Here is a 17,658-nt window from a genome sequence, read left to right as displayed (position 1 = left end):
GTTCAAATGGCGATTCAGCGTTTAATTGGTTTTGGGAAAAAAGAAGAGTTTAAGGAAATTTTGGCAATTTTAAGAAAGCAGAATCCTGATAGGATAAGGGTTCTGTGAAATTTGTCGTGTACAGAGAATAAATTTATTAATCTGTTTCCATTTCCGCGCCATGCTCGGAATAATTTGCGCTTTGGCATCGCTAATCCCCAAGTGTTGTAAAAATGGGCTGGATTGATCGACATAACGCTGCTTTTCTCGGTCATGTCCTTGTGGTTCTTTCGGTTTCGCTATAGTCGGTGCTGTTTTACTGATGCTAAGCATGGCTTTCTTTTTGTTCTTTTTTAGCTGAATTTCCTGATCTGTCGTGAATAAATTGGCCTGTTTACAATCTGCCAATAAGTAACTCAATTGTATCTGTGCTTCTGCCAAAGGATAGTTTTTGGTGATATCCTGCGTTTTATGGCGATACAAACAAGTTAAAACGGTGTCTTGATTTAGCTGAATCACCCGTAAGGTGATTTTTTCTAATTGTTCCAGTTCGCCTTTATATTGACTCAGCACCACACGATCAAGCTTTTGTGTATCAATGGCTTGCTGAAAAGCCTCTAAGAATTGTTGTTCCTGCACAGAGGGAGAAGCCAAAGTCGACATAATAAAAACCTGAAAAAATTACAATTCAAGTTTAATTGTTATTACCCTAAAAGCAAAATTGAATTACGATACAGTTGTATAATTAAAGAAATTAAAGCAGATTCGCCATGAAATTAAATGCCCCTTTAGTGCCTGATTATGACCTGCAAGAAGAACGGATTAACTATCTGAGCCATGGTGTTGGTGCGGCTTTGGCATTTATTGCAGGTATTCTTTTAATCATTAAAGGTGCGTATTTAAGTACGGGACAATGGCTAGGTTTGTGGGCCTATGCAATAAGCATGGTACTGCTTTTTTCTGCTTCAATGCTGTATCACATGGCAACCGCAGCAGACCGTCGTTATTTTTATAAAAAGTTAGATCACACCGCAATTTATTATTTAATTGCAGGGACTTATACCCCATTTTTATCCATCGCGATTCCTACTCAAAAAGCACAATATTTGTTAATTGCCCTGTGGATTATTGCCCTGATTGGCACCCTATTTAAACTGGTATTTATCAACCGTTTTCATAAAATTTCTTTAATTGCCTACTTGGTGATGGGTTGGTTAGCCGTTCTGGTCATGGACGATATGCAAGCCTATTTAAGCAGCCAAGCCCTGACCTTTTTGCTAATTGGCGGCATTGCCTACACCGTGGGTGCATTGTTTTATGCCTTAAAACGCGTAAGATATACCCACGCAATTTGGCATGTATTTGTCTTAATTGGTGCAGGCGCACACTTTCTGGCAATTTATCTGTATGTGATTTAACGCTGAATATCGCTCATGTCTTACAGATAAAACGATCAGATTTGAATGGTGTTCATGGATGCAGTTTTGTAACCGACTTCTTGTTCAAAAAAGTATAACTACAAGAAGTATCTACTATTTTTCTGCCAGTGCGGTCTGTGCCAAATTGCACTTTCATTTAAAATTCACTTTACATAAGGTCCTGTATGGCATCTTCATCTACTGCTGCCGCTGAACAGCCGACTCAAAATTCTAAATTTCGAGTACTGACTGCAAGCTTGGTCGGTACCACCATCGAGTTTTTTGACTTTTATATCTACGCCACTGCGGCAGTCATTATTTTCCCGTATCTGTTCTTTCCGACCAGTACTGACCCAATGACGGCAACCATTCAATCTCTCGCCACCTTTGCAATTGCCTTTATCGCCCGTCCAATTGGCGCAGCTTTATTTGGACATTTAGGAGATCGGATTGGACGCAAAGCCACTTTGGTCGCGGCATTATTGACCATGGGAATTTCTACAGTCTGTATTGGTTTACTGCCGACGTATGCACAAATTGGGATTATCGCGCCATTACTGTTGGCGTTGTGTCGCTTAGGGCAAGGTTTAGGCTTGGGCGGTGAATGGTCGGGAGCAGTACTGTTAGCCACAGAAAATGCCCCTGAAGGTAAACGTGCTTGGTATGGCATGTTCCCACAATTGGGCGCTCCGATTGGTTTTATTCTTGCCACAGGTTCATTCCTTATTTTAGGTGCGCTGATGTCTGAGCAAGACTTTATGACATGGGGCTGGCGCATCCCGTTTATTTCGAGTGCCTTATTGGTGATTGTCGGTTTATGGATTCGCTTAAAACTGCATGAAACGCCTGCCTTCCAAAAAGTGTTGAATAAACAAAAAGAAGTCAATGTGCCATTTATTCAGGTCTTTAAAAAACACGCTAAAATGTTAGTGCTCGGTACAATCGCTGCAATTTGTACCTTTGTGGTGTTTTATCTGACTACGGTATTTGCCTTGCAATGGGGCACCAAACAACTGGGTTATTCACGTGAAGAATTCTTAAAACTTCAACTACTAGCCACATTGTGTTTTGCTGCTTTTATTCCCCTCTCAGCCGTTTTAGCCGAAAAATTTGGACGTAAAACCACCTCTATCGCAGTGTGCATCATCTCTGCAATTTTTGGCTTATTTTTTGCCGATATGCTTGCTTCAGGCAGCACGTGGATTGTATTTATTTTCCTGTGTATTGGCTTGGCAATTATGGGACTTACTTACGGGCCCATTGGTACAGTATTGTCTGAAATTTTCCCAACATCTGTACGCTATACAGGCTCCGCACTCACCTTTAACTTGGCGGGTATTTTTGGCGCATCGTTTGCCCCACTCATTGCCACCAAACTTGCCACCACTTATGGCTTGGCTGCAGTTGGTTATTATTTAAGTGCAGCATCCATCTTGTCTTTAATCGCATTTTTAATGATTCGAGAAACCAAGCATGATGATGTAAACAATCAAATTTAAGCGCAAAAATTGCATCAAAAAACCAGCCTCGGCTGGTTTTTTTCATGTAGGCGATGGTGACGGTGCTTACAATAATTCAATAATATCAATCGTGGGCGGCACACCAAAACGAAAAGGAACACCGACCATTCCTGTCCCTACAGTCACAAATACATCGGCATGATCATGGCGATATAACCCCTTTTTATGCCCTAAAATAGATACTTTTTTCATCACATAATCGGTCAGCCACGGCAGTTCAACCTGCCCACCATGGGTATGTCCTGCCAACATCAACGGACGTGTCGGCAATTTTGGCACCATATCCACTGTATCGGGGTTATGTGATAACAACACCCACGGCTTATCCTGAGGTAAATCGGGCATATAGCGCATGTCGGTTTTACCTGCCCATAAATCGCCAATACCGAGCAAACGAAACTCATCAAACTCGACAATTCTACCTTCAATATCAATCACGTTATTTTGTTCTAAAGCCGTTTTTAACAGCTCTTGAATGGGCGGGCCAGGATACTGCTCATCATGATTACCATTTACCGAATATACAGGCGCACAAATTTCTTTTAATACCGCCAATTCTTCGACCAATTTATTTTCAGGCTCATAAGTCCAGTCGCCTGCTACAACGACAATATCGGGGTTTTGCAAATTGAGTTTTTTCACAATTTGCTTCAATTGACGCTCATGCCCAGAAAACAAGCCAATATGTAAATCTGCAATTAAAGCAATTTTGACAGGCTTTAATAAACGGCGATCTGCATGAATTTGATATTTGGTAGTTTTGACTTGAATCAAATGCGGTTCAATAAAACGCGCATAGCTCAACACAGCACTGACTAAAAATACAAAAATCGCTTCGTGGATGGAGTAATAGCCCTGAATACCCGCATAAACACTAAAAAAAACCAAAGGCGGCAACAGGTAAGACAAATAAAATGCCAACAAATGCACAAAGGCCTTAAACGGGTGAATGGTTTCTGTATTGGCCTGACTGCGCCATGCTTGCGAAACTGCCCACAGCGCCAAAATTGCCATACCCATATAGAAATACAACACGACTGAATCGTTATCCCACATATTTATTCTCTATTACTTCATACTTCTGCTATTCAATGCTGCGCTAAACCCAGATGTCGCATTTAACCCACACACGTCATATATCTGTATTGTCATATTTATCTTTTCATAGCTGACAATTATACTCAAACCCTATTTTTAACTTATTTGCTCCTCGTGCTAAAAAGGAATTTAATTTGGCAAACCGCAGCTCATCCGCTCCATTTCAAAATATTCGGCACAACGTCTTGTGGCTGAGTTGCGCCTTCGTTTTGACACTCTCAGGCTGTAGCACGCTGCCCAAACAGATTGAACATCCGATCCAGATGGCGTTTGAAACCCCAACCGATCAAACCAGTTTGGCCAAAATTGTACTGCCGCTACGCGAAAAATATCCGCAGCTTACGGGTTATCATGTCCTGTATGATCCGCTCGAAGCCCTAGCAGCACGTATCTATCTGATTAATAAAGCAGAAAAATCTTTAGATTTACAATATTATATTTGGGATAACGATAAAATTGGCGCGCTTGCACTACACGCCATTATTCGTGCGGCAGATCGTGGGGTGAAAGTCCGCTTATTGGTCGATGATAACAATGCCAAAAAAATGGAAGGCATTTATCTCGCGCTCGATCAACACGTCAACATCGACATCAAACTGTATAATCCATATCGCTTTCGACATTATCGTGCCATGGACATGATTTTGGATTTGAAGCGTATTAACCGTCGTATGCACAACAAAAGCTTTATTGCCGATAACCAAATTTCTCTGATTGGTGGGCGCAATATGAGCAATCAATACTATAACGTCAGCGACAATTATCAATTTTCTGATGTCGATGTGATGTTAGTCGGCTCGGCTTCGGATGAAATTATTCACTCTTTTGATGAATACTGGAATGATGACTATGCTTATTCAGTCAAGCAATTGGTCAATCCACAACATTACACCTTGCGTTATGAAAGCTTAAAACAGCAATTAGAACAGCACGATCAAGAAGCCACCGTACAAAATTATTTAGATTTGGTGACTCGTTCTAAAGCGATTGAACAGTGGATGACGCGTAGTATTAAGTTCGATTGGGTCAGTGCTGAAGTGGTCAAAGATGCGCCGAGTAAAATTAAAGACCGCGCCTCAAAAGAAGAACATCTCAACTTTCAATTGCTGACGCATTTAGAGAAGCCAAGCAGTAGTGTCGATATTATTTCTGCGTATTTTGTCCCTGAACAATCGGGGGCAGAAAAACTAAAAGACTTGGCGGATGATGGCGTTCAGGTACGCGTACTGACCAACTCCTTTAAAGCCAACGATGTTCCTGTGGTGCATGCTTTTTACGCCAAATATCGAGAAGATTTATTGGCAAATAACGTGCAGCTGTATGAGTTTTTGGCGCGACCTGAAATGGAAAACCTAAACACACATACGCACGAAATTTCCAAAAAAGCCAAAGTCAGTATGAAAGGTTTAAGCCGTTCTAGTTTACATGCCAAACTCATGGCATTGGATGAAAAACAGGTATTTATTGGTTCGTTTAATTTTGACCCACGCTCGGCATATTTAAATACTGAAATTGGAGTAATTTTAAATAGTCCACCATTGGCTCGCGCAGTTCACCAGACCATGGATGTCAATTTATCCAAATATGCTTATAAACTGGTTTTAGATGCGCAACAAAACATTCAATGGCAGATGAAAAATCCACAAGGCGAAACTCAAATTCTAAAAAAAGAACCAGGGATGAAATGGTATCAACGTGCGGCAATGAAAATTACCTCATGGCTGCCAATTGAAGGCTTTATGTAGCAACATAATATTGAAGCTGTTGGATGATGACCATTATTCTTAAAAAAATGTGATGTGCTTAGGCTATCTTTAACATGAAGATGCGCCTAAGCATGTTTTATGATGTCAGCACTTGTGGTTTTAATACCTGACGATGCAACTCAGCCAAACCTTCTGTCATGCGTTCCTGTACCACAGCAGTTAAAGATTCAATATCGTGCCCTTCTACCACAATTGCAGGTAACGCCATTAAATGCGCTGTCACTTTCGGCATTTCCAAAACATCTTTCACATGATCAACAAAGGTCATGTCATTAATAAACGGCGCAACAGTATCTAACTCACCTTGCTGATTTACATAACAAATCAGACAAATTTGCACAGGTCGTTTGGCTTCAATTGCTGCCCCTAAAATACGACCATGCACTTTTTTAATTTTGCTTCCATCTGACGTGGTCGCTTCAGGAAAAAATAATACAGGAATATCTTGTTTTAAAAATTGCGTGATTTGTTCACGAATTTTGACTGAATCGCCAGAGCCACGCTTAATAAATAGCGTCCCCCCACCTTTGGCTAACTTACCCAATAACGGCCATTTTTCAATTTCAGCTTTGGCCAGAAAAAATACCCGCGCACTAGAACCCAATACCGCTACATCTAACCACGAAATATGATTACTGACCCATAGCGCAGGGTCATGCGGAATTTCACCATGAATTTGCACTTCAATATTAAAAACTTTGCACAATTGACGGCAAAAATATTGCACATAGCGCGTATTGTTCGGGTTGTTGGTGTCTTTATACAATTGATGACGATAGACCAAATAAAACCCTTCACCAATCGCGCCAGCCGTTGCCAGAACTTTTTTGCTATACAAAGCAAGCTTTGCAAAACCATGAATTGGAGATGTGTGAGTTTCAACAGCTGGGTTCATAGGGTCATCACTAATTGTTAAACGCAAAACAACGTATAAAGGTCTATATTTTGCTCATTCTATACTGTTCAATCTGAACTTGCATTGATAATAAAAACCGAAACCTGCATGCAAACATGCGACTTTTGGCAAAATCTAAATAGATAAATTCTATATTGGGGTCATCCTTATAATTGAGTTTACATACGTTGATATAGCATCAAATCAGGGCGCAGGAAAAATCCAATCATCTATTTCCCTGCACAAACATTTTTTCTACTAGAATATAGCTTTAGCATGGAGATTGCGCTGAGTGGAAAATTTTGTGCCACATCAAGATGGCGAGCGTGTTGTACTGGTCAGTGTCGCTGTCCAAATTTTAGAAGACCTAGATGCCGAAGAATTTCAGCTCTTGGCTGAATCTGCGGGTGCAGAAGTTTTACAACACGTCCACACTCAACGTAGTAAACCCGATGCCAAACTCTTTATTGGCTCAGGCAAAGCCGAAGAAATTGCCGCATTGGTCAAAGAACACGACGCCAATTTGGTCATTTTTGATCATGCACTCAGTCCTGCACAGGCACGTAATTTAGAAAAAGTGATGCAATGCCGTGTGGTTGACCGTACCGAACTCATTTTAGATATTTTTGCTCAACGCGCCCGCACTTACGAAGGTAAATTACAGGTCGAATTGGCACAATTACAACATTTATCTTCACGTTTGGTGCGTAGTCGCAGCAACTTAGACAGTCAAAAAGGTGGTATCGGCTTACGTGGTCCTGGGGAAACCTTGCTTGAAACTGACCGACGCTTATTGCGTATTCGCATGGGACAACTAAAAACCAAACTCGATAAAGTCCGTCAAACCCGTGCACAAGGTCGTGTGGCTCGGCAAAAAGCCGCCATTCCTACCGTTTCATTGGTCGGTTATACCAACGCAGGCAAATCGACCTTATTTAATATTTTGGCGCAAAGTGATGTCTATGCTGCTGACCAACTGTTTGCTACGCTTGACCCTACTTTACGGCGTTTAGAATGGGATGGCATCGGACGTCTGGTATTGGCCGACACCGTTGGCTTTGTAAGAAACCTATCTCACTCTTTGGTGGAATCTTTTAAAGCAACTTTGGAAGAAACCTTAGAAGCCAGTTTATTGCTGCATGTGATTGATTCAAGCAGCCCCGATGTGTTGGAACAAATTGAAGCAGTCGAAGGTGTGCTAAAAGAAATTGGCGCAGATGTACCTATTTTGCGGGTTTACAATAAAATTGATGTCTCAGGCGAAACAGCCAAAATTATCTATGAAAAACCGCATCAACCTGACCGTGTCTATGTATCGGCACATTCAGGGCAAGGTTTAGACTTGTTAAAACAAGCCGTACATGAATGTTTGATGGGGCAAATTCAAAAGTTTGATCTTAAATTACAACCTGCTTATGGCAAACTGCGCAATCAACTGTATGCGCTCAATGTCATTCAGGCAGAACAGTACGATGATGAAGGTCAATTACATCTACAAGTCAGCATGGCACCACATAAACTGGAACAACTGATTAAACAGGCACATTTACCGATAGACGAAATTTTAGGTGCACAGGCAGAACAATTTAAACGTCCGCTTGAAGCATTTGAAATTGACGATCAGATCGGTTAAAACGTGATAAGTAAAATTTTAATGAAAGATCAAAAATGAGCAGGATAAAACATATCGATTGGCCAGCATGGATCGGCACACTCCTTTTGATTATTGTGTTTCGTGAAGCCTCTGTATGGATCATGACCCAATTTAATCACCCAGAATTAGGCAATTTAGTCGGTTTGCTCAGCCTGCTGGCGGTATTATTTACATGGCGCAAACTCAGTAAAATTCCTGCTCGTCTGGTCGATACCAACAACAAAATCATGAAAGAAAGTGCCTTTGCCTTTTTACCCATCAGCGCGGGTTCATTAATTATGCTCACGCACATGGGCAAACAAATTCCAATCTTCTTAATTGTGTTGTTTATCAGTACGCTGATCCCGCTTTGGCTGTATGCCAAAATGGCAAAACGCTGGCTTTAGGAGATTAAAATGCTGTCAATTCTATATGGTTTTTTAATCACTCTCGTTGCATATTTACTGGCAAAACCTTGCAACCAAAAAGTCCCGCAAATCCCTGTGATTGTCTTTGGCATGTGTTTTGTGTTGCTACTGTTGTATTTTTTCGGGATTCCATACGAAACTTACGTCGCACAAACCAACCCTTTGTTTAATCAATTATTGGGCTATGTGACAGTTGCACTCGCCATTCCTCTAGCAGCCATGCGTTATGACGATTTACCCCTCAAAGCGATTTTAGGTATTTTGTTCTTTGCCAGTCTTAGTGCTGTGGCGCTGCCGATGGGGCTTGCTTATGCGCTACATATGTCCAGTGCCGATATTATGGCATTTGCCACCCGTGCAGTGACCACGCCTATTGCCATTAATATCGCCACGCTTTTGGAAGCCCCAATTCAACTGGCAGTCTTGATTGTGATTTTATCGGGTGTTGTAGGTGCTGCTTTCTCACCTTTTATTTTAAGACACATCAATGATGAACGTGCCTCTGGTTTGGCTCTAGGTCTGGCTGCGCATGCAATTGGTACCGCCCAAGCTTGGCAACGAGGTAGCGTAGCTGGACGTTATGCCGCCTTTGGTATGGCCGTCAATGCAGTATTTACCGCAGTATGGCTGCCAACTTTTATACTGTATTTACAAAAAATGTGACTGAGCAATCACTTATTTAGACTTGTCGAGTTTTAACTTTCTTTTTACTATGAAATATCCAGTTAGCCAAAAACAAGGAACATTGAACATGGTCAAGATGAAACTCACCGTTGCCTTAATCTGCTCAGCGTTAGGAAGTTTTGCGCTAGCTCAAGATATTACGGGTACTTGGAAAAATATTGATGACAAAACAGGTTCATCAAAAGCAATTTTAGAAATTCGTCAGGAAGCCAATGGCACCTATACGGCTAAAATTGTCAAAGTTACCCCTCGTCCTGGCTACACCCCTAAAGATACCTGTGTCAACTGTCCTGCGCCTTATACCAACCAACCTATTTTAGGAATGGATATACTTAAAGGCTTAAAACATACAGGTGGTACTAACTTCTCTGGTGGAAAAATTATTGACCCATTAAACGGCAATATCTACAGCACCAAAGCCAAATTAAGCAGCAATGGTAAACGTCTGACCATGCGTGGTTATGTGGGCGTATCTGCTTTAGGACGTAGCCAAACTTGGATTAAAAGCGACTAATTAATTGCTTCACTTTTCACTTAAAATGCCACACGTTCGTGGCATTTTTTATTGGTTTTCTTACATTTTAGTCGCAACTTTAAGATTAATTTTTTCTCAAATCGCTTGACTCCTACCACAACTCGCTTTATATCTTGAATAAACCTCTGTGATCAATTTCGGCAATCAAAGGAACTGATATGAAGAAAAATTTACTGATAGGTGTATTTGCAAGCTTAATGTTCAGTGGCAGTTTATTTGCTGCAGACTTAACTGGAACTTGGCAAAGCATTGATGACAAAACTGGCTCACCTAAGGCTTTAATTGAAATTACCAAAGCGGAGAATGGTACGTTTACGGGTAAAATTGTCAAAGTCACACCACGTGCAGGCTACACCCCTAAAACCATTTGTGTCGATTGCCCTGCCCCATATACCAATAAACCACTCGTCGGCTTAGAAATTATTAAAGGTTTACAACATGTGGATAACAACAACTATGCCAACGGGCGTATTCTTGATCCACTTGCAGGCAAAATGTATAGCTTAAAAGGACGTCTTGCTGCCAACGGTAAACGCCTAACCTTGCGTGGTTACGTCGGAATTTCAGCCATTGGTCGGACACAAACGTGGATTCGCCAACAATAAGCGAGTAATTGTGTCTCATCGGTCATTTTTTCTGGATACTCGGGACTTTGTGTCCGTTAATTCACAGATTAGACTAGCCGCAAAGACCGAGTAAGGGAAATAAAATGATTCAGAAATTGGCTTTAGGAATAGCCGTCATCTTCGGCAGTCTAAGCACTTTGGCGATGGCACAAGATTTAGCAGGAACTTGGCAACAAATTGATGATAAAACAGGCTCACCCAAAGCTGTCATCGAAATTCGTAAAGAAGCCAATCAAACCTATACGGGTAAAATTGTGAAAGTAACCCCGCGTCCGGGTTATACCCCACGTGAACTTTGTAATAAATGCCCTGCGCCTTATACCGACCAACCTATTTTAGGGATGGATATTTTAAAAGGCTTACAACAAGTCAAAAACAGCAACAATTACGAAAAAGGACGCGTAATTGATCCATTGGCAGGTCGTATTTACGATGCAAAAATTCGCCTCAACTCAACAGGTAAACGTTTAACTTTACGTGCTTATATGGGTGTATCTACACTAGGTCGCAGTCAAACTTGGATTCGAATTCAATAAAATTCAAGATAAAAAATAGCCACCTCAATAGGTGGCTATTTTCATTTCATCATCACATTTTTAAATTTTAAAGATGAATGTTATTACCATTCTGCCAGCGGATTATCCGCTGCAAACAATTGCTGATCTTCCAAACGATAAGCCACAAGCTGATTGCCCCACACACAACCGCCATCCACATTTTGAATATTGTCGGCTACCGTTTGTCCCTGCAATGCTGCCCAATGACCAAATACGATTTGATGTGTTTGCGCAGCTAAAGATGGATATTCAAACCACGGTTTAAAACCTTCTGGCATCGGATCATCTAAGGCATCTTTAAAGCTGAATTCCAAACCACCCTGTGCATTGGCTAAACGCATACGGGTCAAATAGTTGGTAATACAACGTAAACGCGCATGTCCCGTTAAATCATCCGACCAAACTGTAGGTTCTGCCCCATACATTTCCTTAAAAAATGCATCCACCACAGCAAAATCTTCATGCCCAATGACCGCTTCGACTTCTTTAGCATAGGCTGCTGTTTGTGCAGCATTCCAAATATGGGGAATACCTGCATGGGTCAAAATCGTATTTCCATTCGGAAAAAGACACAAAGGCTGTTTGCGTAGCCAGTCAATTAAATCATCACTGTCAATCGCATCAATTACATCGCGGGTATTGTCTTGCTCTTTAATTTTCTTTAAGCCACGTGCGCCTGCTAACAGCGTCAAATCGTGATTGCCTAAAACTGTTGCTGCAACGCCGCGATCGACCAGTTTTTTAATAAAGCGCAATGCACCAATTGAGTTTTCACCACGTGCAACCAAGTCGCCAGCAAACCAGATAAAATCCTGATCAGGGTCAAACTGTATTTCTTTAAGTAACAGTTTCAGGGCTTCAAAGCAGCCCTGTACATCGCCAATCACATAGTTGTATCGAATTTCTGCCATTAACTCACCATTTGATCTGCCAATGCGACAAATGCTTCCAAACTTAAAGTTTCAGGACGTGCCATTGGGTCTACCCCTGCACGCTCAAATGCATCTTCAGCCAACATGCCTTTTAAGCTATTACGTAAAGTTTTACGACGCTGGGTAAAAACATGCGACACCAAACGTGCCAATGCCTTTTCATCTTTGGCAATAATTGGTTTGGTTGCATAGGGTTCTAAGCGAAATACAGCAGAAGTCACTTTAGGCGGTGGGTTAAATGCACCAGGCGGCACTTCAAACAAGAAGGTTGGCTTGCAGTAATATTGCATCATCACCGACAAACGCCCATATTCTTTGGTGTTTGGCGATGCGGTAATACGATCCACCACTTCTTTTTGCAGCATAAAGTGCATGTCTTTGACTTTGTCGCCAAATTCTAAGAGATGGAACAATAACGGAGTCGAAATATTGTAAGGCAAGTTCCCGACCACACGTAAAGGACGGCCTTCAGCAAATAATTCACTAAAATCGTATTTCAGGGCATCACTTTCAACAATAGTCAAGCGTTCGGGATGCGGTACACGCCCTGGCAAGCCTGCAGCCAAATCACGGTCTAACTCCACTACAGTCAAGGCATCACACTCACCAATTAAAGGTGAGGTCAATGCAGCCAAACCCGGCCCAATCTCGACAATATTATCACCCGGACGTGGGTTAACAGAGCGTACAATTTTGGCAATCACACGTTGGTCATGTAAAAAGTTTTGACCAAAGCGTTTACGAGCCTGATGCCCTTCTTCCTTTGGGTTTAGGGCATTAATTTGATACATAAAGATTTCCAAGCTGAGATTATGAACGTGCTAAATCCAGCGCTAAATCGACAGCAACATGCAAGCTAGAACTTTTCGCAAGTCCTGTACCTGCGAGGGAGAGCGCTGTGCCGTGATCGACTGAAGTGCGAATAAACGGTAAGCCTAAAGTAATATTAATTGCTTCACCAAAGCCCTGAGATTTTAACACAGGTAAACCCTGATCGTGATACATCGCCAATACTGCATCAGCATCTTTTAAATTTTCAGGGGTAAACAACGTATCTGCAGGCAAACTCAGGCTTAGGTTTTCCCCACGGTTACGGTAATTTTGCAGCACAGGATTAATGACTTCAATTTCTTCCATGCCTAAATAACCGTCTTCACCCGCATGTGGATTCAAACCACACACCAACACTTTAGGATGCTCGATCTTAAATTTACTTTTTAAATCATGCAGCAAAATATCAATCACCTGCTGCAAACGGGTTTTGCTAATCGCATCTGCGACTGCACGTAACGGTAAATGCGTTGTTACGAGGGCAACACGTAGCGTTTTAGTCGCCAACATCATCACCACACGTTCTACACCTGCAAACTCCTGATAATATTCAGTATGTCCACTAAACGAAATGCCCGCTTCATTAATAATCGATTTTTGTACTGGCGCTGTCGCAACACCGACACTTTTACCCGTCATGGCATACGATGCAGAACGACGTAATTGCTCTAACACATAAGCCGCATTTTGAGCATTTAAATGACCAAGTTGTACCTCTGCGGCCAAGGGCACATGTTCAACATACAACTGCCCCACTGCAGCTGCGTGCTGCTGACCTAAATATTCAATCAATTCGACTTTTTGGTTTAGAATTTCGGCACGTTGTTGTAATAATTGATGATCTGCCAATACCACAATTGGACGCTCATCCACTCGGTCTGCCAAACTCAAGCAAATATCAGGTCCAATCCCTGCGGGTTCACCACTGGTGACATATAAAGGTCGCATAAATGCTCAGTCCAGATTTATCTAAGGATAATTAAAGTATAGCGCCATCTTAGTTGATTGTTTTATTTCCAGTCCAAGATAAATCGAGTCTGCAAAATCCCTTGCACATGCGCCCATTCAGAAATAGCGGTAACAGCAACACCCAATAACAGCCCCATCATCAATATTTTTTGTGATTTTTTCAGCACCTCCCGATATTGGGTGTCTGCTAAACACAGCAAAATGATTCCACCAACGCCATACAATAAAAATGGGAAAAGTGCTAAATGGAAAAAAATTGAATACAGCAATAAGATGCTAAACACATCCACACCATATACAGCACCCAATACTACAAAAGCCAGCATATAGACACTGAGTAATGTAATAAAACATCCAGCAATAAATTTAATGAATTTTGAAGTAGGTAGATCAGACTGCTGCTGTATTTCTGATTGCAAATCTTGCGACATCCTATCCCCCCTTTTGTTTCAATATTGTCTGCTAAAAACTTTACTTATAACCCTATAAAGGCGATTTAAAACAGCATAAATCTAGGCTTTTAATGTTGAATGTTACAAATTTATTCAACTTTTCTTTTGTATTTAAGCTCGCTAAAATATAGCGCTTAAAATGTGACATTTCCATTGTGGTTCTAGTTAATTTCAGGTAGAATTCGGACTCCTTTTTGTTTGGACAGCTTCCATAGTCCAAACCAACTATAATAGGTAGTGGTTTAATGAAAACTCTCAGCGCTAAGCCAGCTGAAGTTCAACACGACTGGTACGTTGTTGATGCTTCTGGCAAAACTCTAGGTCGCCTTGCGACAGAAATCGCTCGTCGTTTACGCGGTAAGCACAAAACTTCTTATACTCCTCACGTTGACACTGGTGACTACATCGTTGTTATCAATGCTGAGCAAGTTCAAGTGACTGGTAACAAATCACTTGATAAGAAATACTATCGCCACACTGGTTTCCCTGGTGGTATCCGTGAAACTAATTTCGAGAAATTAGTTGCTCACAAACCAGAAGAAATCTTCCAACGCGCTGTAAAAGGCATGTTGCCAAAAGGTCCTCTTGGTTATGCTATGATCAAGAAAATGAAAGTGTACGCTGGTGCTGAGCATCCTCACACAGCTCAACAGCCACAAGTTTTGGACATCTAAGGGATACAGCACATGGCTACTAATTATGGTACAGGTCGCCGTAAGACCGCAACTGCACGTGTTTTCTTATCAGCTGGTACAGGTAAACTCGTAATTAACAACCGTACTCTTGAGCAATATTTCGGTCGTGAAACTGCTCGTATGATCGTACGTCAACCGTTAGAACTTCTTGAAGCTACTGACAAATATGACCTTTACATCACTGTTGCTGGTGGTGGTATTGGTGGTCAAGCTGGTGCTATCCGTCACGGTATTACTCGTGCATTGATCGCATCCGACGACACTTTAAAACCTGCTCTTCGTCAAGCTGGTTTCGTTACTCGTGATGCTCGTGAAGTTGAACGTAAGAAACTTGGTTTACGTAAAGCACGTAAACGTCCACAATTCTCTAAACGTTAATTCGTTTACCGAATCGGACACAAAAAGCCTTGGATTCTCCAAGGCTTTTTTATTTGCATAACAACACCAAGATATACGGTTCAGCCAAAATCTACACTTTAGCTACTTATAAAACCCAATCAGCAGCTCAATAAATATCTCATACACTTTTGTCAGGTTTGCTGCGTGATTTTAGTCGCCAAGTCTAGTATCCTATTCTATTCATTTGGTTTTATTTCGGATTATGTCAGTCGAAAACGCACCTTTACAAGGCATCACCCTCTATAGTCATGCAGACGACTTTCGCTCACATTGGATTCGTTACGTTCTTGCCGAAAAACAAATCAAATATCAACTGATTCTTGTCGATCATGAGGATGAAGACCTCGCTAGTCTCAATCCCTACAATCAATTGCCCATATTATTAGAAAATGATCTCAAATTATTCAATAGCAGCATAATTTCAGAATATCTAGATGATCGTTATCGACAAAATAAGCTCTATGCCGATGCCCCTATGCCACGCGCAGAACAACGTCAATATATCTGGCGCTTTGAGCACGATTGGTTCAAGCTCGCCGATGACATGCTGCGCCACCCTGACAGCTTAAATAGCCAAGCACAACGTACAGCACAAAAACAATTACGTGATACACTCATTTCACTCACACCACTGTTTCAACATTATCCTTTTTTTATGTCTGAAACATTTAATATTTTAGACTGCATGCTAGCACCATTATTTATACGACTCAAAGCCATGGGCATTGAGCTACCCAAACAACACTGTAGACCTATTTTTCTCTATTGCCAGCGTATTTTTAATCGCCCTGCATTTTTAAAATCGATGACCTTGCAGGAAAAAAATCGCTATCAGGAATTTTTAATTCATACTTAAAGAGCACATTATGTCTGAATCTGAAATCGACTTAAGTCCAACCCGTCCCTACTTAGCTCGCGCAATTTATGAATGGATTTGTGACAACCAACTCACGCCACATTTATTGGTCGATGCTACACAGCCGAATACGCTTGTTCCTGAACAATTTATTCAGGATGGTCAGATTGTCCTAAATATCGTTCCACATGCAGTGCATGCCTTACACATGAGCAATGATGCAATCACCTTCTCTGCACGCTTTGGTGGCGTATCACGCGACTTATATGTACCTATGAATGCCGTCGTAGGTATCTATGCAAGAGAGAATGGACAAGGCTTATTCTTTGATCCAAGTGAGTATGCACATATCCAAAATGATCAAGATGCTTTAGAATCAAAGACTGAAGAAAAAACCGAACAAACTAAGAAAAAACCAAGCCTTAGATTATTAGATTAAAACAATGGAGTAGTGAATGGCTTTTGATTTAGTACAATATTTTGCAGCGCAGATTAAACTTCAAAAGCCCTCGCTTTTGAAACAATATAATGCTGTTGATCGCGACCAATATATTCAAGAAATCAATGCGCTGAGCTTAGGCAAACTGGTCAGTCTGTGGCGAGAAGACAACCAAAAACTTTATCAAGAAATTGATCATCAAGATGAATTATATATTCAGGAAATTGCACGTCGACTCACCACATCTCCACACAATCAGTCACCTCTCTCCAAAACTGAGCTTGAACAGAATATTAGTGAAGTCTTAGCCTTACAACTCACAGAGCTCAAGCAATTGGATCAAACCGGTAATTTTGGCAATAAAGGTCTAGGTGAATTATTGCTAGGTCAAATTGAACATTTATCCGGTCAAGCGGATGATTGGGTTTGGTCAACAAACGATCTAATAGAGTTAAAAGGTTCTAAACCAATTCCTCAAGAAGAGCTATCATTAGAGGCATCAATGAAGGAGTTTAATCAAATGGTACAACAACATACCCACGATGATCATCAAAATATTGAGCCTGTAGAAGCAATTGTACCCACTTGGTCTAAAGTACTAGAACCTATCGTTGCGATTGCGATTTTAGCAATTCTATGGTGTTCCGTTACTCAATTATTCGCTTAAATCAATCTTCTATCTAAGCCGTAATAAAACCATCATCATCTGATGGTTTTATTTTGCCTTCACTTTTATGTTTCCTTTCTTTTTATAATTTTATTTTTCTAACTTTATTTTCTTTTCCACATAAAAAACACCCCCAACATTTGTTGAGGGTGTTTGAATAATGAGCTGGCGATGACTTACTCTCACATGGGTAACCCCACACTACCATCAGCGCGAAGAGGTTTCACTTCTGAGTTCGGGAAGGGATCAGGTGGTTCACTCTTGCTATGGTCGCCAGCA

The 17,658-nt window shown here is 41.2% G+C and carries 20 protein-coding genes, 1 rRNA gene and 1 pseudogene; 14 read left to right on the top strand and 8 right to left on the bottom strand.

From position 1 onward, the window contains the following. Positions 1 to 126: 126 nt before the first annotated feature. Positions 127 to 642: pseudogene (locus tag FTU98_RS12515) on the bottom strand (methyltransferase); the annotation flags it as partial. Between the two features lie 107 nt (positions 643 to 749). Between FTU98_RS12515 and FTU98_RS12510 the strand changes: the two are divergent. Together FTU98_RS12510 and FTU98_RS12505 are read left to right on the top strand one after the other, a co-directional pair. Further along, positions 750 to 1,397: a hemolysin III family protein gene (locus FTU98_RS12510; RefSeq protein ID WP_004972459.1), complete on the top strand. Its 648-nt coding sequence runs from the start codon at positions 750 to 752 to the stop codon at positions 1,395 to 1,397. A gap of 185 nt (positions 1,398 to 1,582) precedes the next feature. Continuing rightward, complete coding sequence (locus FTU98_RS12505) at positions 1,583 to 2,896, top strand: MFS transporter (RefSeq protein WP_004972461.1); 1,314 nt, start codon at positions 1,583 to 1,585, stop codon at positions 2,894 to 2,896. Positions 2,897 to 2,962: 66 nt separating this feature from the next. On the opposite strand, the gene FTU98_RS12500 is transcribed toward FTU98_RS12505, so the two are convergent. Next, a complete protein-coding gene (locus FTU98_RS12500; RefSeq protein ID WP_004972462.1) occupies positions 2,963 to 3,973 on the bottom strand; it encodes a metallophosphoesterase in 1,011 nt (336 codons plus the stop codon). Between the two features lie 176 nt (positions 3,974 to 4,149). On the opposite strand from FTU98_RS12500, the gene FTU98_RS12495 reads away from it, so the two are divergent. Next, entirely contained in the window at positions 4,150 to 5,760 is a 1,611-nt protein-coding gene (locus tag FTU98_RS12495; protein ID WP_225530245.1) for a phospholipase D family protein, read from the top strand. 97 nt (positions 5,761 to 5,857) lie between these two features. Here the strand turns inward: FTU98_RS12495 and FTU98_RS12490 are convergent, their stop codons facing one another. After that, the gene (locus tag FTU98_RS12490) at positions 5,858 to 6,676 is read right to left on the bottom strand and encodes a 1-acyl-sn-glycerol-3-phosphate acyltransferase (RefSeq protein WP_096901584.1); all 819 of its coding nucleotides are present in this window, start codon (positions 6,674 to 6,676) and stop codon (positions 5,858 to 5,860) included. Positions 6,677 to 6,968: 292 nt separating this feature from the next. On the opposite strand from FTU98_RS12490, the gene hflX reads away from it, so the two are divergent. The 6 genes from hflX (at position 6,969) to FTU98_RS12460 (ending at position 11,118) form a co-directional block, all read left to right on the top strand. Continuing rightward, positions 6,969 to 8,309: a ribosome rescue GTPase HflX gene (gene hflX / locus FTU98_RS12485; protein WP_004972465.1), complete on the top strand. Its 1,341-nt coding sequence runs from the start codon at positions 6,969 to 6,971 to the stop codon at positions 8,307 to 8,309. A gap of 35 nt (positions 8,310 to 8,344) precedes the next feature. Next, positions 8,345 to 8,716: a hypothetical protein gene (locus FTU98_RS12480; protein ID WP_004972466.1), complete on the top strand. Its 372-nt coding sequence runs from the start codon at positions 8,345 to 8,347 to the stop codon at positions 8,714 to 8,716. Between the two features lie 9 nt (positions 8,717 to 8,725). Further along, complete coding sequence (locus tag FTU98_RS12475) at positions 8,726 to 9,400, top strand: LrgB family protein (RefSeq protein WP_154321022.1); 675 nt, start codon at positions 8,726 to 8,728, stop codon at positions 9,398 to 9,400. Between the two features lie 88 nt (positions 9,401 to 9,488). Further along, on the top strand, positions 9,489 to 9,935 hold the full coding sequence (locus FTU98_RS12470; protein ID WP_154321023.1) for a DUF2147 domain-containing protein: 447 nt from the start codon (positions 9,489 to 9,491) through the stop codon (positions 9,933 to 9,935). Between the two features lie 179 nt (positions 9,936 to 10,114). Then, positions 10,115 to 10,561 carry a DUF2147 domain-containing protein gene (locus FTU98_RS12465; RefSeq protein ID WP_154321024.1) on the top strand — a complete coding sequence of 149 codons (447 nt, stop codon included), beginning with the start codon at positions 10,115 to 10,117 and terminating at the stop codon, positions 10,559 to 10,561. A 104-nt stretch (positions 10,562 to 10,665) separates the two neighbouring features. Further along, on the top strand, positions 10,666 to 11,118 hold the full coding sequence (locus FTU98_RS12460) for a DUF2147 domain-containing protein (RefSeq protein WP_004972473.1): 453 nt from the start codon (positions 10,666 to 10,668) through the stop codon (positions 11,116 to 11,118). Positions 11,119 to 11,201: 83 nt separating this feature from the next. Here the strand turns inward: FTU98_RS12460 and FTU98_RS12455 are convergent, their stop codons facing one another. The 4 genes from FTU98_RS12455 to FTU98_RS12440 form a co-directional block, all read right to left on the bottom strand. Continuing rightward, a complete protein-coding gene (locus FTU98_RS12455; RefSeq protein ID WP_154321025.1) occupies positions 11,202 to 12,050 on the bottom strand; it encodes a symmetrical bis(5'-nucleosyl)-tetraphosphatase in 849 nt (282 codons plus the stop codon). Further along, positions 12,050 to 12,862, bottom strand: coding sequence for a 16S rRNA (adenine(1518)-N(6)/adenine(1519)-N(6))-dimethyltransferase RsmA (rsmA, locus tag FTU98_RS12450; protein WP_154321026.1), 813 nt, complete (start codon positions 12,860 to 12,862; stop codon positions 12,050 to 12,052). Before rsmA ends, FTU98_RS12455 begins: the two co-directional genes overlap by 1 nt. A 19-nt stretch (positions 12,863 to 12,881) precedes the next feature. After that, positions 12,882 to 13,850, bottom strand: coding sequence for a 4-hydroxythreonine-4-phosphate dehydrogenase PdxA (gene pdxA, locus FTU98_RS12445; RefSeq protein ID WP_154321027.1), 969 nt, complete (start codon positions 13,848 to 13,850; stop codon positions 12,882 to 12,884). A 62-nt stretch (positions 13,851 to 13,912) separates the two neighbouring features. Further along, positions 13,913 to 14,302, bottom strand: a complete 390-nt coding sequence (locus FTU98_RS12440) for a hypothetical protein (protein WP_154321028.1) — start codon at positions 14,300 to 14,302, stop codon at positions 13,913 to 13,915. A 266-nt stretch (positions 14,303 to 14,568) separates the two neighbouring features. Between FTU98_RS12440 and rplM the strand changes: the two genes are divergently transcribed. The 5 genes from rplM to FTU98_RS12415 all read left to right on the top strand — a co-directional run bounded on the left by rplM (position 14,569) and on the right by FTU98_RS12415 (position 17,379). Continuing rightward, the gene (gene rplM / locus FTU98_RS12435) at positions 14,569 to 14,997 is read left to right on the top strand and encodes a 50S ribosomal protein L13 (RefSeq protein WP_004909012.1); all 429 of its coding nucleotides are present in this window, start codon (positions 14,569 to 14,571) and stop codon (positions 14,995 to 14,997) included. A gap of 12 nt (positions 14,998 to 15,009) precedes the next feature. Beyond that, a complete protein-coding gene (gene rpsI, locus FTU98_RS12430) occupies positions 15,010 to 15,396 on the top strand; it encodes a 30S ribosomal protein S9 (protein ID WP_154321029.1) in 387 nt (128 codons plus the stop codon). 223 nt (positions 15,397 to 15,619) lie between these two features. After that, positions 15,620 to 16,273, top strand: a complete 654-nt coding sequence (locus FTU98_RS12425; RefSeq protein ID WP_168418860.1) for a glutathione S-transferase N-terminal domain-containing protein — start codon at positions 15,620 to 15,622, stop codon at positions 16,271 to 16,273. A gap of 10 nt (positions 16,274 to 16,283) precedes the next feature. Beyond that, positions 16,284 to 16,712 (top strand): ClpXP protease specificity-enhancing factor, encoded by a 429-nt coding sequence (locus FTU98_RS12420; RefSeq protein ID WP_154321031.1) that lies wholly within the window; start codon positions 16,284 to 16,286, stop codon positions 16,710 to 16,712. 16 nt (positions 16,713 to 16,728) lie between these two features. Then, positions 16,729 to 17,379: a hypothetical protein gene (locus FTU98_RS12415; RefSeq protein ID WP_004972488.1), complete on the top strand. Its 651-nt coding sequence runs from the start codon at positions 16,729 to 16,731 to the stop codon at positions 17,377 to 17,379. A gap of 163 nt (positions 17,380 to 17,542) precedes the next feature. Here FTU98_RS12415 and rrf read toward each other — a convergent pair. Further along, a 5S ribosomal RNA gene (gene rrf / locus FTU98_RS12410) occupies positions 17,543 to 17,657 on the bottom strand. Position 17,658: the final 1 nt, after the last annotated feature.

Origin of the sequence: Acinetobacter sp. YH12211, from assembly GCF_013418015.1 — a bacterium.
Taxonomy (GTDB): Bacteria; Pseudomonadota; Gammaproteobacteria; order Pseudomonadales; family Moraxellaceae; genus Acinetobacter; species Acinetobacter towneri.
This window is presented reverse-complemented; position numbering and strand designations above follow the sequence as displayed.